10 protein-coding genes are annotated in these 16,477 nt (G+C 46.1%); 5 read left to right on the top strand and 5 right to left on the bottom strand.

Going from position 1 to position 16,477, the window contains the following annotated elements; all coding sequences use genetic code 11:
- Nucleotides 1-18 precede the first annotated feature (18 nt).
- From IEX60_RS00535 to IEX60_RS00520, 4 genes are read right to left on the bottom strand one after another with little or no spacing between them, the layout of a single operon-like run.
- Nucleotides 19-2,256, bottom strand: a complete 2,238-nt coding sequence (locus IEX60_RS00535) for a GH92 family glycosyl hydrolase (RefSeq protein WP_188746318.1) — start codon at nt 2,254-2,256, stop codon at nt 19-21.
- A complete protein-coding gene (locus IEX60_RS00530; protein ID WP_188746317.1) occupies nt 2,246-2,920 on the bottom strand; it encodes a DUF3823 domain-containing protein in 675 nt (224 codons plus the stop codon). Before IEX60_RS00530 ends, IEX60_RS00535 begins: the two co-directional genes overlap by 11 nt.
- A gap of 30 nt (nt 2,921-2,950) precedes the next feature.
- On the bottom strand, nt 2,951-4,741 hold the full coding sequence (locus IEX60_RS00525; RefSeq protein WP_188746315.1) for a RagB/SusD family nutrient uptake outer membrane protein: 1,791 nt from the start codon (nt 4,739-4,741) through the stop codon (nt 2,951-2,953).
- Between the two features lie 12 nt (nt 4,742-4,753).
- On the bottom strand, nt 4,754-7,816 hold the full coding sequence (locus IEX60_RS00520; RefSeq protein ID WP_188746313.1) for a SusC/RagA family TonB-linked outer membrane protein: 3,063 nt from the start codon (nt 7,814-7,816) through the stop codon (nt 4,754-4,756).
- Between the two features lie 758 nt (nt 7,817-8,574).
- On the opposite strand from IEX60_RS00520, the gene IEX60_RS00515 reads away from it, so the two are divergent.
- The 4 genes from IEX60_RS00515 (at nt 8,575) to nrdF (ending at nt 12,442) form a co-directional block, all read left to right on the top strand.
- Nucleotides 8,575-8,814, top strand: coding sequence for a glutaredoxin family protein (locus tag IEX60_RS00515; RefSeq protein ID WP_188746311.1), 240 nt, complete (start codon nt 8,575-8,577; stop codon nt 8,812-8,814).
- 99 nt (nt 8,815-8,913) lie between these two features.
- Complete coding sequence (gene nrdI, locus IEX60_RS00510) at nt 8,914-9,324, top strand: class Ib ribonucleoside-diphosphate reductase assembly flavoprotein NrdI (protein WP_188746309.1); 411 nt, start codon at nt 8,914-8,916, stop codon at nt 9,322-9,324.
- Nucleotides 9,281-11,386 (top strand): class 1b ribonucleoside-diphosphate reductase subunit alpha, encoded by a 2,106-nt coding sequence (gene nrdE, locus IEX60_RS00505; RefSeq protein ID WP_188746307.1) that lies wholly within the window; start codon nt 9,281-9,283, stop codon nt 11,384-11,386. Before nrdI ends, nrdE begins: the two co-directional genes overlap by 44 nt.
- 72 nt (nt 11,387-11,458) lie before the next feature.
- A complete protein-coding gene (gene nrdF, locus IEX60_RS00500) occupies nt 11,459-12,442 on the top strand; it encodes a class 1b ribonucleoside-diphosphate reductase subunit beta (protein ID WP_188746305.1) in 984 nt (327 codons plus the stop codon).
- A gap of 77 nt (nt 12,443-12,519) precedes the next feature.
- Here the strand turns inward: nrdF and IEX60_RS00495 are convergent, their stop codons facing one another.
- A complete protein-coding gene (locus IEX60_RS00495) occupies nt 12,520-14,673 on the bottom strand; it encodes a S9 family peptidase (protein ID WP_188746303.1) in 2,154 nt (717 codons plus the stop codon).
- Nucleotides 14,674-14,822: 149 nt separating this feature from the next.
- Between IEX60_RS00495 and IEX60_RS00490 the strand changes: the two genes are divergently transcribed.
- Nucleotides 14,823-16,457 carry a S8 family peptidase gene (locus tag IEX60_RS00490; protein ID WP_188746301.1) on the top strand — a complete coding sequence of 545 codons (1,635 nt, stop codon included), beginning with the start codon at nt 14,823-14,825 and terminating at the stop codon, nt 16,455-16,457.
- The last annotated feature ends 20 nt before the right edge of the window (nt 16,458-16,477 follow it).

Genomic DNA, 16,477 nt, shown 5'->3' with positions numbered 1-16,477 from the left:
TGGGGATTGCGAGTATATTCAGTTCAATTGAATGAACGCAGATTCCGCTGGGTGTGCTCCCATGATAAACTCCAATCGCCCTCCACGTTGTATATCCTCATGTCGAATGAACGGTTGTTCCAATGGAAATCCATCGATATGAGCCTGCTGCACATATTTATTATTTCCAGACGCATTTTTCGCGGCAATCGTAAAGGTTTTCCCTCCGCCCAAGTGGATGATAACCTCCTCGAATAATGGCGATCCCAGTGTATATAGGTTGTCAGCCGGGCAGAATGGATAAAATCCGAGGGCACCGAAAATGTACCAAGCCGACATTTGGCCACAGTCTTCGTTGTTGACCAAACCATCGGGCGTGTCTGCATAGAAGGTGTCCATCACCCGCCGCACCAATGCTTGGGTTTTCCAAGGTTGCCCGCCGTAGTTGTAAAGGTAGGGCATTTGGTGCGACGGTTCATCGCCATGCCCGTATTTGCCGATGAAACCCGACAAATCCACATGTACATCCCCTTCAATATGAGTGGTATCGCTGATGATAGCATCTATCCAAGCGCAGAATTTTTCCTTTCCGCCTTTTAATTCGATCAATTTATCCATACCATGCGGAATAAAAGTGGAGTATCCCCAGATATTGCCCGTGATGTAATGGGCCTGCATGTTGTGCCAATCGGTGAGGTTTACATCCGTCCAGTTCCCCAAGGTGTCCTTGGGCCAGAAATAACCCTTTTCAGGCCGGTATAAGTTGAGGTAGCTCTGCGAGCGTTTTTTATAATAAGCCGTATCTTCGATCTTGTTCAACTCTTTAGCCAGTACATAGATACACCAGTCCTGGTACGCATATTCCATGGTATGCGTAACCGATTGTACTAAATGCGAGGGGACGTAATTGTACTTCTTTAGCCAGGGTAAAATCTGCCCGCCTGCATAATAGCTTGCCTTTGGGTCATATAAACTAGCTGCTTTTACTGCCTGGTAAGCCCGCTCCGGGTCAATGCCCGGTATCCCTTTCCGCACAGCATCTACAATAACAGATGTGGGGGTATAACTAGTCATGCAGGCATTGTCGTAGCCGCAAAGTTCCCAAATGGGCAGTTCTACTTTGGAATCGAAGTGCCGAGAGATCAATGAATTGACAATTTCCTTGGTGATCTGTGGGTCAATGATGGTCAACAGCGGATGTAATGCCCGGAATGTATCCCACGTGGAGAAAGTGCTGTATTGATTGGCGGTGTCGGTATACACCTTTCCTTCGATGCAATAGTTTCCGTCAACATCGTTGATCAGGTTGGGTGCGATCATCGCATGGTAAAGCCCTGTGTAGAAGATTCGCTTGTCTTTCCTTGTTCCCCCTTTTACCTCGATTTTTGACAGCTTTTCCCGCCATTTGTCCGCTGCACCTTCCCGTACTTCGTCAAAATTTTTGTCTGCAGCCTCCGCCTCAAAATTTTTCTTTGCCCCCTCATAGCCGATGAAGGAAAGCGCCACCTTTACCTCTATCGATTCACCTCGTTGTACATTAAACGAACCATAAGCTTTGATGCTATGGCCGGTCTTTGTACCTTTCTCGTGAATCATGGAATCGCCCACAGCAATACCATAAGCAGTGAATGGCTTCGAAAATTTTGCGTAGAAATAAACTTTTCGGTTGCCACCCGCGCCGTCGCTCTGCTTATACCCTCGTATTTCGGTATCGGAAATCATTTCGATTTCAGTTTTTTCCACCGTCTCATAAATATGATGCGTGGGATCGACAATAATATTTCCTTTACCTGCACGGTTAAACGTGTACCGATGAAAACCCACTCTTGGTGTGCAGGTCAGTTCAACCCGGATGTCATCATCCAGCAGATGTACCCAATAATAACCAGGAGAGGCGCCTTCCTCATCGTGCGAAAATCTCGAACGGTAGCCACTTTCCGGGTTTTTCTCGGTGCCTGCATCCGTTTGTACAGGGTCCATGGTCGGCATCAGCAGGATATCACCCAAGCCAGCCAGTCCGGTACCGCTGAGGTGGGTATGGGCAAATCCCTTCAGTACACTGTCGCTGTAATGGTACCCAGAGCACCATCCCCAGCCCTTCGCATCATTAGAAGGGCTGAGCTGAACCATGCCAAATGGCGTGGTAGCACCCGGGAAGGTATGTCCATGTGCATCCGTGCCGATAAAGGGATCCACGCAATCAAGCACATCAGTCTTTTGACTGCACCCCATCCACAGCAAAATCATACTAACGAACGGCAGTACTTTACGGCACATTGATCTGAACGATTTCACTGTAATTATACCTTCTCAGTGCATTATCCGTACGGACAGCCACCCGCACGTAATACGATCCCGCGGGAACGGCGACCTCATCCGAAAACGAAGCAGCCAGGATCTCTTCGTCGGGCATGTTGGACAAGTTCGTTTCACTCTTGAAATCAAAAATGGCATTATTAACCGTCGGTATCCTAGACACCAGTGTCTTTCGCTCGACAATTTTCTCGGCCGCTATGGTACGAGCTATTTGGTAGGTGGCTGTGATCTTTCCTGCGGCAGTTTCTACCGAAGTACCTGTTACAGCTAAAAATGGGGTTACTGTAAAGTTCACTTCCGTACGTGCCCCCACCTGGATGACAGCGGTGTCCACGGGAAAGAATGCCCCTTCAGTGGGCACAACGCGGTATTCATTTTGGAAAATCCAGGCGTTCTCAAACGAGCCGTCAGGCTTTCCTGTGAAGATAATCGGCGAATTCATTGCACCCCCTTTCTCAAACAACTTGACAATGAAACCATTGGGTTGCTCAGACTGCAAATTTCCGTTAGTGATGTTATCGATTAATTTTCCGTAGATGGCACCGTTCGGTGCATCGTAATTATCGATCTTACTACACGAAAGCAGCAACAGAGCCGGAAAGAATACTTTTTTAAGGACTATCATGACTATGCTTGTATTTGGTGAACTGACCACTTAATAATTTGGATTTTGGATGAGCTTGGGGTTCTTACTGATTTCACCCGGTTCAATGCGCTCCTTATAAACCCGCACCGGGAATGTTTTCGGGAAACGGCCTGCTACACCAACTTCGAACCGATATGCTTTTGTATCTAAATCGTAGTAAGGTTTTAGCGCTGTATACCTCGAATTATTCAGTAATTGATCAGACAACCGCCATCTTCTGTAGTCCCACCAACGATGGTTTTCAAAAGCCAATTCCACCAGCCGTTCATGCCGGACCTTTTCTGTCGTAACTTCCAAGTTTTCGAGCAACCTGATACCGGCACGCCGGCGTATTTCGTTCACCGCCCACCTTGCATCGTCAACCCGTTGCAGTTCGCTGGCCGCTTCGGCATAATTCAACAACACCTCACCGTACCTGAGGTCTATCCACTGTTGGTCCGACCCTGCGAAAGTAGCACGCGAGCGCGGCAAATCGACGTCTAAGTATTTACGGGTGTAAAACCCCGTTTGCGTTTTCTCACTTCCACCAAACCCGCTTAATCCGACAATGCGCATGGTGCCGTTTTCGTTATCAGGCCGATGGGTTTCGGGATTATACAATGCTGAATAATCACCGGCTTCATACTTCATGCCTTGGTCGTAAAGCCCCGCTTGAACGTCCACGACAGCTCCTTGCCACTCGCTGAACGGGACAATAACCGTGGCGAGCAGGCGGGGATCTTTGTCCCTGAACAAATCAACGGGATGTTCGTAGTAAATCGGCGCCCCGGATTCGTCTTTGATTTTCAATTTTCCCGGAGTTCCATCGATATATTCGAACTGCTCTACGCACTCAAGCGTAGGATTCATCCTTGAACTATAGCCATCAGGTCCTCGCACGCCGAATGGCAGTACCCAGTTGTCATACCCATGCGTCTTATCGGGAAATGCAAAACGTCGGGCCAAAATAATCTCGGGGTTGTCCTCATCAAGAAACAACCGCTGGAAATTGGTAGCCTTGTCATCGGGTATGCGGTCATATAGGGAATAATGGGAAGACGAAACGATTTCCTTTGCAGCGTCATAAGCAGCCTCCCAAAATCTATCTGCCGACGACGCCGGTATTCCGACGATACCGTCCAGCTGTACAGTTCCATATTTCGCTTCCGATGCGGCATATAGCATCGCGCGGGATTTCAATGCGAGGGCGGCATATTTGGTTGCCCGGCCGTGCGCATTTGTCTCGCCCAGTAATAGTGCCGCACTGTCAAGATCACTTGCGATAAAATCGTAGACCGCTTCCTCCTTGTTTCGGGGCACCTGAAGTTCATCAAGGTTGTCGCCCGTATAATACTGCACCTGCTTGACGATCGGCACTCCGCCGTAACGCTTAACCATGGCAAAATAATAGTATCCTCTGATGAAATAGGCTTCGCCGAGCAGACGCTGCTTAACCGTTTCACCCAGGGAGGAAGCAGGAAGGTGTTCCATCAGATCATTTACATTCCTTACATGGTTATATCCCCACCATTGGGTCCACGTGCCGTCGCCGATTCCATCGCGCTCATCATTGAAACAACTGATCGCCTCATCGGTATTATTGGCCAACCGGTTCCCGCCTCCACCGGCGAAAAACAAGTGATCTTCCATGGGCAATGCATTGTAAAGGCTTGCCATATAGGCACTAATGGCCGACTCACTTTGAAGTACTTGGTCAAGCGTGAGGATATTCAACGGATCAATGTCCAATCGATTGTCGTTGCATCCCGCTGTGAAGCAAGCCGTTAAAATCATACTGATATATAGCTGTATCGTTTTCATGAATCTGCAATTTTAAAAGGTAACGTTTATCCCGAAATTATATATCCTCATCAATGGATACAGGTAGTTATAAGTTTCCGGATCCTTTTCAGGGTCTACATATTTAACTTTTGTCCAGGTGGCCAGGTTGAACCCCGTAGCAAAGACACGCACCTGCATATCACCCGCTTTGCGCAGTGGTCCTATAGTATAGCCCAACTCCACATGCTTCAACCGCAGGTAAGAGGCATCCGGCCACCAAAATTGCGAATTCCAATTGTTGGAAGCAGGGTAGTTGGTTGCTGGGTATCTTCCTGGCACCCAAGGGCTATTGGCATCATAAATATCTTCGTGGTGCCACCTGTCCATAAACATGGTTAAGCTGTTACGCCCCCATGGCAGCGGCGCCCGTAGCTGTTCAATGTATTGGAAATTGAAGTTAGCGGCACCCTGAAAAAGTGCATTTACATCAAACTTCTTCCATGAAGCACTGAGATTCAGCCCGTAGTTAATCTCGGGGATATGGCTTCTTGCGATGGGCACTTCATCCAAGTTGGACAGAATGCCGTCTTTGTTTTTATCTTCATATTTGAAATCACCCGGCCTAAGTGTCCTGTTTCCCTGACCGTCCTGCACTGGCGACGCATATATTTCTTCGTATGACTGGAATTGACCGGTGATGTTGTATCCCCATGTCATGTTATCCCAGCGATTCAAAGGATTATTCCGCCAATTGAGGTACGAATTGCCATCTACATTCCGTTCCAGTTTAGTCGGACGTCCTCTGGTATAGGTAAAATTTGCGGAAACGTTATACTGGAGCTCGCCGATTGTGTTCGTGTGTCCCAATACCACTTCAATACCTCGCCTAATGTCCTTATTCAAGTTTTCCTGTGGCAACTCTGCGCCCACCGTACCGGGGATGGTCAGCAGACGGGTTGCTAAAAGCCCCGAGCGGTCACGCTGGAAAATATCTACCGAAGCAGATAGCAAACCCTTTTGGAGAGAGATGTCTACACCTAAGTTTTTTGTGGTAACCGTATACCATGTAATGTTTGGATTGGGCATTCCCCTGAATCCCAACCCGGAAATTACCTCGTTGTCAAAAATATAATTGCCGCTTGGATAATTATAGCCGGTCAGGAACTGAAAAGCAGCTGCTCCATCATCGCCCATCTGCCCCCAAGACCCCCTGATCTTAAAATCCGAGAGAAAGGGCAGACGCTGTTTGATAAAAGGTTCATCCGATAGTCGCCAGCCCATGGAAATGAAAGGGAAGAATCCCCACCTTTTTCCCTTCGGAAATTTCGACGACCCTCCATAATTAAACCCAGCTTCAAGCAGGTACCTGGAAAGATAATCGTAGTTAAGTCTTGCTACCACGTTTTGGTTTGCATTTTCATATATCCCCGAGGAGTTGACCTGTTGGTTTTCAGATATACCCGCGAAAAATTGATCTACATCGATGGCAAATTGCTTTTGCGCCCATAAGTTGTCATTTTTTTCATGCCGCTCCTCAAATACCAATGTGGCATTCACATGATGTGCATCGTTGAATATATTACTGTACGTCAACTGTCCCAGCACCGAGACTCGTTCCAACGGGCGAAAGTCACCCGCAAGTGTCGATGGATTGTTCTGGATCCCGCGGAGTACATAAGTATCTATCAATTGGTCAAAATCATACAGCTCATACTTTTTCCGCCATGCTTTGGTGAATGACGCCTGATTATAAAACGACCCCATCAGCTTGGCACTCATCCCATCGATGAATGGTATATTGTAGTTCAATGTAAGACTGCTTTGGAAGAATTTAGTACGTGTTTTGGTATACCCGCCGATCGCAGCTGTTGTCATGGCAAGCGGGTGCCACGGATAAGTCATGTCCTGCAAATATTCCGGGTTATTGTTGGCATATACCGGAAAAGTGGGGATATTCATCCACGTAAATTTAAACACATTCCATGCCGCTTCGCCCGGTTCATTTTTGTTCTCCAACACGCCATCAATAAATAATTCCGCCTGCAAATCGTCGGTAATCTGGCCACTTACGTTAGATCGTAGGTTATACCGTTGGTAATTGAGGTCGCCACTTTTCCAAAGACCATCCTCCGAAAGATACCCTAAAGATGTATAGTACTTGATACGCTCGCCACCTCCCGTTACATTTAGGCTATGCCGTTGCATTCCCGCATATTCGCGTGCTACTACGTCATACCAATCGGTACTCGGATATGTGCCGTTCCTGAATTTCTCAATATCTTCCGGTGAATACGTGGTTTCGCCCGGCAATCTGCCACCATTGATTTCGTTTTCGGTAGTCAGTACGGCAAATTGGTAAGCGTTGCCCACTTCGGGCGCATTGGTTACCTGCTGCCATTCTACGTTGGCTGTATAAGTAATCTGAGGTTTCCCCGAATATCCTTTTCTTGTGGTCACCAATATCACTCCGTTTGCTGCCTGTACTCCATAAACAGCAGCGGAAGCGTCTTTCAGTACCGATATGCTTTCTATATCATTGGGATCTAACCGGGAGAAACTTCCGCCATCCCTCACTACCCCATCGATCACGACCAGAGGTGCACCGAATCCGCGGATATCAAACGATGTGGCGTAGGCCCCCGGTTCCCCCGTTCGCTGGGTTACCCGTAGCCCCGGCAACCTGCCAGCCAACCCGCTAACGGCATTTGCCGTAGGAATTGATTTTACTTCCTCATTGCTCACGGTAACCACAGAAGCTGTTATGCTTGCCCTTCGCTGTTGCCCGTACCCCACAACAACCACCTCATCGAGCGATGCCCCATCCGAGGCCAACGCTACATTGATTTCCCTCCTTCCCGCTATCGGGATTTTTTTGGTTTGGTATCCCACATAAGAAAAGACCAATACCATGTCGCCACGAGGTACGGTCAATTCATACTTACCCTCGATATTGGAGGAAGAACCGTTCGACGTACCCTCTATTAATACACTCACCCCCTGCAACGGACTTCCCGTAATCGAGTCGACCACAGCACCTCGGATGGAGAGTTCCTGAGCAAACAAACATGGTTGCACCAGGTTCATTAGGCAAAAAAGTAGTAGTAAATGCCTCATTTCTGTTTTGTTTAATTAATTTATAGTTGGTTATGTGTCAAATCTCATTTTTGACCTATACATCGGTTCCACTTAAGTTCCCTATCAAATTGGCGAGCGCTAAGTTCTTGCTATTCTCTTTGATCTACTACTACTTTATTATTGAGTTATTAAACTATATTAATAAAAATATTACAATTAATATCAATTATATATCAATATAATATTCATCCTTCGTAGCGATTAAAGCGTACCTATTTGATTTAAAGTAGCATTTGACTACATCATACATTGTAGGATGAAAAGCGATTTGCTCCTTAAAGTTTAGACACCTGAAATATTATACTGAAATTTTATATTATTGGGTTTTCAAAAGGTTGTAGCTGCTGCGAAATGCGCGGGTGGGTATCGACCGTGTGTGGCTATTTTGCATCCCTCTCTTATGCTGCTTACAGGTTAAATGGAGTAACTAATTTTAACGCAATAAACATACCGAATTCTCACACCAATTATCAACACAACTATAGGTTCCACGTTACGATTACAACATAAAAAGCTGAAATAAAGTAAATTAAATAAAAAACAGTTTGATACACTTATCCACAATGTGAATAATTCAACATCTGTTGATAACAATTCCTACCGTGCTGAAATTAAATAGCTGATATTTGTTCAAGGCTACAACTTACCAACATTATTGCAACGGGAAATTGTCGGAATCTACCGGTTAAAACATCCAGGATCCGATTAGTGTTGAACTATTAAAATTTTTTATTATTATGACACGGATTATAAAATTCGAAAAAAATGATTGTGCTCCTTGCAACCAAGTGTCCGAATTCCTCGACCGCAAGGGTATCACTTATGAAAAAGTAAATCCGTTTGATAAACCGGAATTGGCCATTCAATACAAGGTACGTACCGTGCCCACGGTTATTGTATTGAATCAGGACCAGGAGACCCAACGGATTATTGGGTTCAAACCGGAAGAGCTTTCCGCTTTGGCTATTCAATACTAGCATCGGTCTACCAACAATAAAATCCCCGGAAACGGGTTTAAGGAAATGAAGGCAACCCCCTCAGAAGTGCGGGGGTTCAGCATCTAAAAAGGTTTGCATATGGAGTGGATATATTACGACAGCAAGACGGGCAATGTAGCACGGTTTATGCAGAAAGTTGCGGAATTGACCGGATGGACTGTTCAGAAAATCCAGCCGGACATGGAGGTGCAGCACGAAGGCCACCTGGTGACCTTCACAACCCGATTTGGAGAGGTTCCCGAAACCACCCGGGATTTCCTGCAATCCGCACGTAATTACCTCCTTTCGGTATCGTCAAGCGGGAACCGGAACTGGGGAAAGAATTTTGCGTTGGCAGGCGAAAAGGTTGCAGCCGAATACGGAATTCCGTTGGCCCTGAAGTTTGAACTGTCAGGCACCAACGAAGATGTTAATGAATTTATCGCGATTATTAAAGGGAAACATTATGGTAACAAACGACGTAGCAAAGAGCTGGATTTTGCTCAATAACGAAATCATGATCAAACATGATGATGAGTTCAGTCTGCATAAGGACAAGGAAGCGGTACGTGCTTATTTCTTGGAATATGTAAATAAAAACACGGTCTTTTTCTACACTTTAAAGGAAAAGATCGACTATCTCATCGAAAACAATTACTACATTAACTTCTATGAGTGGTTTACCTTTGAAGAGATGGAAAAGGTATACAACTTCATAGCCGCTAAAAAGTTCCGTTTCCCTTCGTTCATGAGTGCTTTCAAGTTTTTCCAGAGTTATGCCTTACGCGATGATTCGGGCGAAAAATTCCTGGAACGCTATGAGGACCGCGTTGCTGCCGTTTCTCTGTTTCTTGCGCGTCATCAAGGAGTAGAACAGGCGCTGCAATACGCTGAATTGCTCATTAACCAGGAATACCAGCCTGCTACACCCACATTCCTCAATGCCGGGAAAAAACGTTCCGGTGAACTTGTTTCCTGTTTCCTTGATGAAATCGGCGATAACCTCAATGGCATCGGATATGCCGTGGATTCAGCGATGAAACTATCCTCTATCGGCGGTGGCGTATCCTTCAACATTTCCAAGATCCGCGCCCGTGGCGAAGCCATCAAAGGTGTAGAAGGCCGCGCAGGCGGGGTATTGCCGATCATGAAAATTCTCGAAGACACCTTTTCCTATGCCAATCAGCTCGGTCAACGCCCCGGTGCCGGAGCAGTGTACCTCAACATTTTTCATTCAGACATTGAGGAGTTTCTTGATTGTAAGAAAATCAATGTAGACGAGAAAGTACGTATTAAATCACTTTCCATCGGCGTGATTGTGCCTGATAAATTTATGGAGCTGGCGGCAAAAGATGAGCCTTGTTTCCTCATCCATCCGCATACGGTCATGCAGGAGTATGGCAAATACCTTGATGAGCTGGATATGGATGAGATGTACGACGAACTGGTTACCAACCCAAAAATCAAGAAGCGGAAAATTAACGCACGCCATCTATTGGTCAAAATTGCTCAAACGCAAAAGGAAAGCGGATATCCATATATCTTCTTTAAGGAAAATGCAAACCGCCAACATGCGTTGAATGGTATCGGCAAAGTGAAATTTTCCAATCTCTGCACGGAGATCATGCAGGTTTCTGAAGTATCTGACATCAATATTTACGGACAGGAAGACACCATCCGATACGGAATTTCATGCAATCTAGGTTCGCTCAACATTGCCACGGTAATGGACAACAAGCGCATTGAGCAGGCCGTTAAGACGGCTATGCATGCATTGACCATGGTATCGGATGTGACCGACATTGCAATGGTTCCCTCCATCCAAAAAGCAAACCGTGAATTGCACAGCGTAGGATTGGGCGCCATGAATCTACACGGGTACCTTGCCAAGAATTTCATTATGTATGAAAGCGAGGAAGCATTGGATTTTGCCAATGTCTTCTTTATGATGGTCAATTATTATTCATTGCAGGCTTCCATGGAGATTGCGCGTGAACGGGGCGTTACCTTCAAAGGCTTTGAAAAAACCGCTTATGCCGACGGCTCGTATTTTGATAAATATGTCAGTAAGGATTATTTCCCGACCACCATCAAGGTAACGGAGCTGTTTGCAGGTATAAACATCCCAACCAAGGAAGATTGGAACACCTTGAAACAGCAGGTTAAAGAGCATGGTATATACCATGCCTACCGGATTGCCATTGCTCCGAATCAATCAACTTCCTACATTATGAATGCGACGGCTTCGGTGATGCCGATCGTCGACACGATTGAGGTACGCGAATACGGCGATAGTACGACCTACTATCCCATGCCTTACCTGACCAACGAGAATTACTTCTACTACAAGTCGGCATATGACATGGATCAGATGAAGGTATTACGCCTGGTTTCTGTTATCCAACGGCATGTAGACCAGGGAATATCCACCATCCTGCATACCAATTCCAAGGATAGTACGCGAGATTTGGCCCGTTACTATATTTATGGTCATAAAATGGGATTGAAATCCCTTTATTATACGCGTACACGTAAATCAACGATCGACGAGTGCGTGTCGTGCTCAGCGTAATTGGTGACCGGTGTTCGGTAATGGGTGTCCCCCGTGTCTATCGTTTAATGTCTAATATCTAACGTAAAAGAAATGAAACAATATAAAGCCGTCAACTGGAACGAGCCCGAAAATGACTATGCCCTGATGTTTTGGGAGCAGAACATCAAGCAATTCTGGATTGATACCGAATACATACCCTCCAAGGATATCGATAGCTGGAAATCCCTATCGCCTGAAATGCGGGAGTGTTATAAGAAAGCGCTGGGAGGCTTGACGCTTTTAGACACCCTTCAAAGCAATACCGGGATGCCCAAAATCATGGACCATATCGATTCGTTACAAAACAAATCGGTGCTGGCCTATATGTGTATGATGGAAGCGATCCATGCAAAATCTTATTCAACCATCTTCACGACGGTAGCCACCTCTCAGGATATTGAAGACATTTTCAACTGGGTTCAACAAAATAAGTACCTGCAATTCAAGGCTTCGACCATTGACAAATATTACCGGAAACTGGCAGATACCGATATCAGCAAGGAAGATTTGTTTATGGGGTTGTGCGCTTCGGTATTGTTGGAGTCGTTTTTATTCTATAGCGGTTTTTTCATTCCCCTATGGCTTTGCGGGCAAGGACATATGGTAGCCAGCGCGGATATCATCAAAAAAATTATTGCAGATGAATCCATACACGGCGTATTTGTCGGTTTGCTGGCACAGGATGTGTACAAGAAGCTGCCAAATCCAGCAGCCTCAAAAGAAAAGCTGGTCAACTTACTGAACGACCTGTACGAGAATGAATTGAAATACACCGAAGAGATTTATACCGATGTGGGACTCACGGCTGAAGTCAAAGAATACGTACGCTATAATGCCAATAAAGCGCTCATGAATATTGGATTTGAACCCATTTTTGAGGTTAAACGCGTAAATCCGATTGTAATGAATGGCCTCAACGTGGAAACCACCCAGCACGATTTTTTTTCCAAGAAGTCGACCAATTACGAAAAAGCCACCGAAATCGTACACCTCCGGGATGACGATTTCGTAATGGATACATCCATCGCAGTTTAATTTGACAAAGGATTTGTCAACAATCTTTTTAAGCAAAAAGGGGGCTCACCCGCCCCCTTTTAATTTTTACTTCTCCCCTACTCCACCATTCCTTCCAACGCAAACAGAAACGCATATTCCAGGGCGATTTCTTTGAGGTAATCAAAACGCCCCGAAGCTCCTCCATGTCCATAATCCATTTCCGTTTTCAGCAGTAGTACGTTGTTGTCTGTCTTGGTCGCCCGCAGCTTGGCCACCCACTTGGCAGGTTCAAAATATTGCACCTGACTATCGTGCAATCCGGTGGTGACCAGTATATGAGGGTATGCTTTTGCTTCAATATTCTCATAAGGCGAATAGCTTTTGATATATTCGTAAGCATCTTTATTATTCGGATTTCCCCATTCATCGTATTCATTGGTTGTTAGCGGAATGGACTCATCCAGCATAGTGTTGACAACGTCCACAAAGGGCACCTGTGCAACAATACCCTTCCAAAGTTCAGGTGCCGTGTTGGCCACTGCACCCATCAATAAGCCACCTGCACTACCCCCCATGGCATACAGATGTGCCGAAGATGTATATTGCTGATCCACTAAGTACCGTCCACAATCGATAAAATCGGTAAAGGTATTTTTCTTTTTCATCATTTTGCCCTCTTCATACCACTGCCGACCCATTTCCTGCCCTCCACGAACATGGGCGATGGCAAACACAAAGCCACGGTCCAGTAAACTGAGCCTGCTTGAACTGAACGAAGGATCCATCGTCACGCCGTATGCCCCGTATCCATATAACAACAAGGGTGCGTTTCCATCTTTGTTGAAACCTTTTTTATACACCAACGAAATGGGTACCTGGGTTCCATCCTGAGCCGTCGCATACAGGCGTTCCGTAACATAATCAGCCACATTATACCCGCCGACCACCTCCTGCTGTTTCAGTAAGGTCTTTTTCCGGGTATTCATATCGTAATCGTAGGTAGACGACGGCGTCGTGAGCGACGTATATCCATATCGCAGGGTGGCGGTATTGTATTCGGGATTATTTGACGGGTAAGCGGTATAAGCCTCCTCACCAAAATCAAGGTAATGCTGGGAGCCATCCTTCAGGTCACGGATGGCCAGCTGGATCAGCCCGTTCTTACGTTCAGACACCACTAGAAAATCTTTGAATTCATCCACATCTTCCAGCAATACATCCGGTCTATGCGGAATGACCTCTTTCCAATGTTCCTGCCCGGTTTGGTTAAACGGACATTCCATCAGCTTGAAATTCTTGGCATTCTGGTTGGTAACGATCAGGAAACGGTCGGCAAGCGCCGTTACACTATACAGCACTTCGGGCATGCGGGGTTGGAAGACCGTAAAGCTCCCCATGGGATCATCCGCATCGAGGTAACGGGTTTCCGACGATAGCGTACCGCCGGAATAGATATAAATGAATTTACCCGACTTGGCTTTGCCCACGCCGATATAGTTGGTGTTATCGGATTCGTGATAGACTATGGCATCGTTGTCGGTATCTGCACCCAACTTATGCCGCATAATATTCTCCGTTAACAACGTTGCCGGATTGTTTTTGGTATAAAACAAGGTCCGGTTGTCGTTGGCCCAAACCGATCCGCCCGATGTACCGGGAATTGCGTCCTTCAGGATTTCACCGGTTTCCAGATTCTTGACGTGAATGGTATACTGCCGCCGCGACACGGTATCCACCCCATAGGCGAGTAACCGATTGTCGGGACTCACGTTAAATCCACCGGCCGCATAATACGAATGCCCTTCCGCTAACGCATCCACATCAAGCAGGATTTCCTCCGGTGCATCCAGGTTTTCCTTTTTCCGGCAGAACTTAAAATACTGCTTCCCTTCCTCCGTCCGTGTGTAATAATAGTATCCATTTTTGAAATAGGGAACGGATTCGTCCTGCTCTTTGATACGGCCTTTCATCTCATCAAACAACTGGGTTTGTAGTTTTTTTGTACCACTCATCATTGAATCGGTATACGCATTTTCCGCTTCCAGGTATTTAGTTACCTCCGATGAATCCGGTCCCTTCTTAAAATAGTCGTTCAGCCAATAGTAATTGTCCACAACTGTATCTCCATGTAACGAACGGATGTGCGGTTTAATAGCTGCAACGGGGGCATCCATTTGGGGCCATTCGTAGACTTTCCGGTTGATCTTGTTCTGCATGCAGGAAGTGATGATTGTACTCATTAATAATGTGAAAAAAAGTTTAGTATTCATGATTGTGCATATTTTATAGCGTTAAGCCGACACAAATGAAAGAATTATATCGTTGAGTTAAACCTTTTTCCATGTTTTTTATCAAAGTTTAACGATTAGCTGATCGCAATAAACAGTATATTTGTCCGCACACAAAATTATCGCATTTTATGACGTTCCGGAAATTCGTTAACACGTTCTTAGTTGCAATATTACCCCTATTATCTCTTGGACAAACAAAAAAAGACACTCCACCCGCCAACTGGTTTAACCTAGACTATGAGCGAGATGGCGTGATGGGCATCAGTACCGAAAAAGCATATGAGCTTTTATTGAAGGGAAAAAAGAGTACTCCTGTTATAGTGGCTGTAATCGACGGTGGCATAGATGTAAACCACGAAGATCTCAAAGACGTCATGTGGATTAACGAAAAGGACAGCGCCTCCACCGGTAAAGACGAGGATGGAAACGGCTACATCAACGACAAATACGGATGGAATTTCCTGGGTAATGCAAATGGCGAAAACGTACATTATGACAACCTGGAAGTAACGCGGTTGGTTAGAGCGTTGGAACCAAAATATGTGTCCGTATTACCCTCTACCCCTATGGACGGTGAAGAGCGCAGGGAATTTTCCGAATACCAGAAGATGGTGACCTACTATGCCAATAAAATGCAGGAGGCCCGTTTTGGCCAGGTGAGTTACATGGGATTAAAACGCACAGTGGACACCATGCTGGTGAAAATGGGGAAAGAAAAGCCCACACTTGCTGATTTCGATCACTATAAACCGGAAGGCGACTTCGAAAAGATGGCATTAAAAATTGTCAAAAAGGAACTGAAAGATGAGCCCGATTTCGGTAAATTCTACAAGGATTTAGAAGATGGAGTCAAACATTTTAACAACCAGGTCAATTACCATTTGAATAAGGATTTCGATCCGCGGGATACCGTAGGCGATGATTATGAAAACAGCCGTGAGCGGTATTACGGGAATGCAGATGTAACCGGCCCGGACGCCGACCATGGAACCCACGTGGCGGGTATTATCGGCGCGGTACGTGACAACGACATCGGCATCAAGGGTGTAGCCGACAATGTACGTATCATGGCGGTACGGGCAGTCCCCGACGGCGACGAGCGAGATAAAGACGTTGCCAACTCCATCCGATATGCGGTCGAGAACGGAGCAAAAGTTATCAATATGAGCTTCGGGAAGGCTTTTGCCAAAGACAAACAGGCAGTAGATGACGCGGTGCGATTTGCTTTGGAGAACGATGTACTTCTCGTTCATGCCGCTGGAAATGAAGGTCAGGATAACGATGCAAACCCCAACTACCCGAACCGGAATTACGTAGACAGTCTAGGCATTAACATGGGTGAAGCAGGAGCCTGGCTTGAAGTCGGTGCTTCATCTTGGAAAAATGACGGAGACCTGGTCGCTTCCTTTTCCAATTATGGCCGCCGGTCGGTTGATGTATTCGCTCCCGGCGTAGACATCCATTCGACCATGCCCGGATCGACCTACGAAGATCAACAAGGCACTAGCATGGCTTCGCCCGTAGTAGCAGGTTTAGCCGCATTAATACGTTCCTATTATCCACAACTGCCCGCCACAGAAGTGAAACGCGTAATTATGCAATCCGTAACACGTGTGGACCAACGTGTAAAGGTGAAAGGGCCCGATGGAAGGAATATGCGGGTTTCCATGAATGAAATCTGTGTCACGGGTGGCATCGTCAATGCTTATAAAGCGCTGCAGTTGGCTGAACAGAAAGCGTCAGAGCCTGTTAAAAAGAAGTAACAAGCCTGCAAAAACGTCCT

Source organism: Parapedobacter defluvii, assembly GCF_014642075.1.
Classification (GTDB): Bacteria; Bacteroidota; Bacteroidia; order Sphingobacteriales; family Sphingobacteriaceae; genus Parapedobacter; species Parapedobacter defluvii.
Note: the sequence above shows the minus strand (reverse complement) of the source record. Positions and strands in the feature narration are given on the sequence as shown.

Coding starts and splice junctions, on each gene's coding strand:
- IEX60_RS00535 (WP_188746318.1), bottom strand. CDS start 2,256: ATGTGCCGTAAAGTACTGCCGTTCGTTAGTATGATTTTGCTGTGGATG.
- IEX60_RS00530 (WP_188746317.1), bottom strand. CDS start 2,920: ATGATAGTCCTTAAAAAAGTATTCTTTCCGGCTCTGTTGCTGCTTTCG.
- IEX60_RS00525 (WP_188746315.1), bottom strand. CDS start 4,741: ATGAAAACGATACAGCTATATATCAGTATGATTTTAACGGCTTGCTTC.
- IEX60_RS00520 (WP_188746313.1), bottom strand. CDS start 7,816: ATGAGGCATTTACTACTACTTTTTTGCCTAATGAACCTGGTGCAACCA.
- IEX60_RS00515 (WP_188746311.1), top strand. CDS start 8,575: ATGACACGGATTATAAAATTCGAAAAAAATGATTGTGCTCCTTGCAAC.
- nrdI (WP_188746309.1), top strand. CDS start 8,914: ATGGAGTGGATATATTACGACAGCAAGACGGGCAATGTAGCACGGTTT.
- nrdE (WP_188746307.1), top strand. CDS start 9,281: ATGGTAACAAACGACGTAGCAAAGAGCTGGATTTTGCTCAATAACGAA.
- nrdF (WP_188746305.1), top strand. CDS start 11,459: ATGAAACAATATAAAGCCGTCAACTGGAACGAGCCCGAAAATGACTAT.
- IEX60_RS00495 (WP_188746303.1), bottom strand. CDS start 14,673: ATGAATACTAAACTTTTTTTCACATTATTAATGAGTACAATCATCACT.
- IEX60_RS00490 (WP_188746301.1), top strand. CDS start 14,823: ATGACGTTCCGGAAATTCGTTAACACGTTCTTAGTTGCAATATTACCC.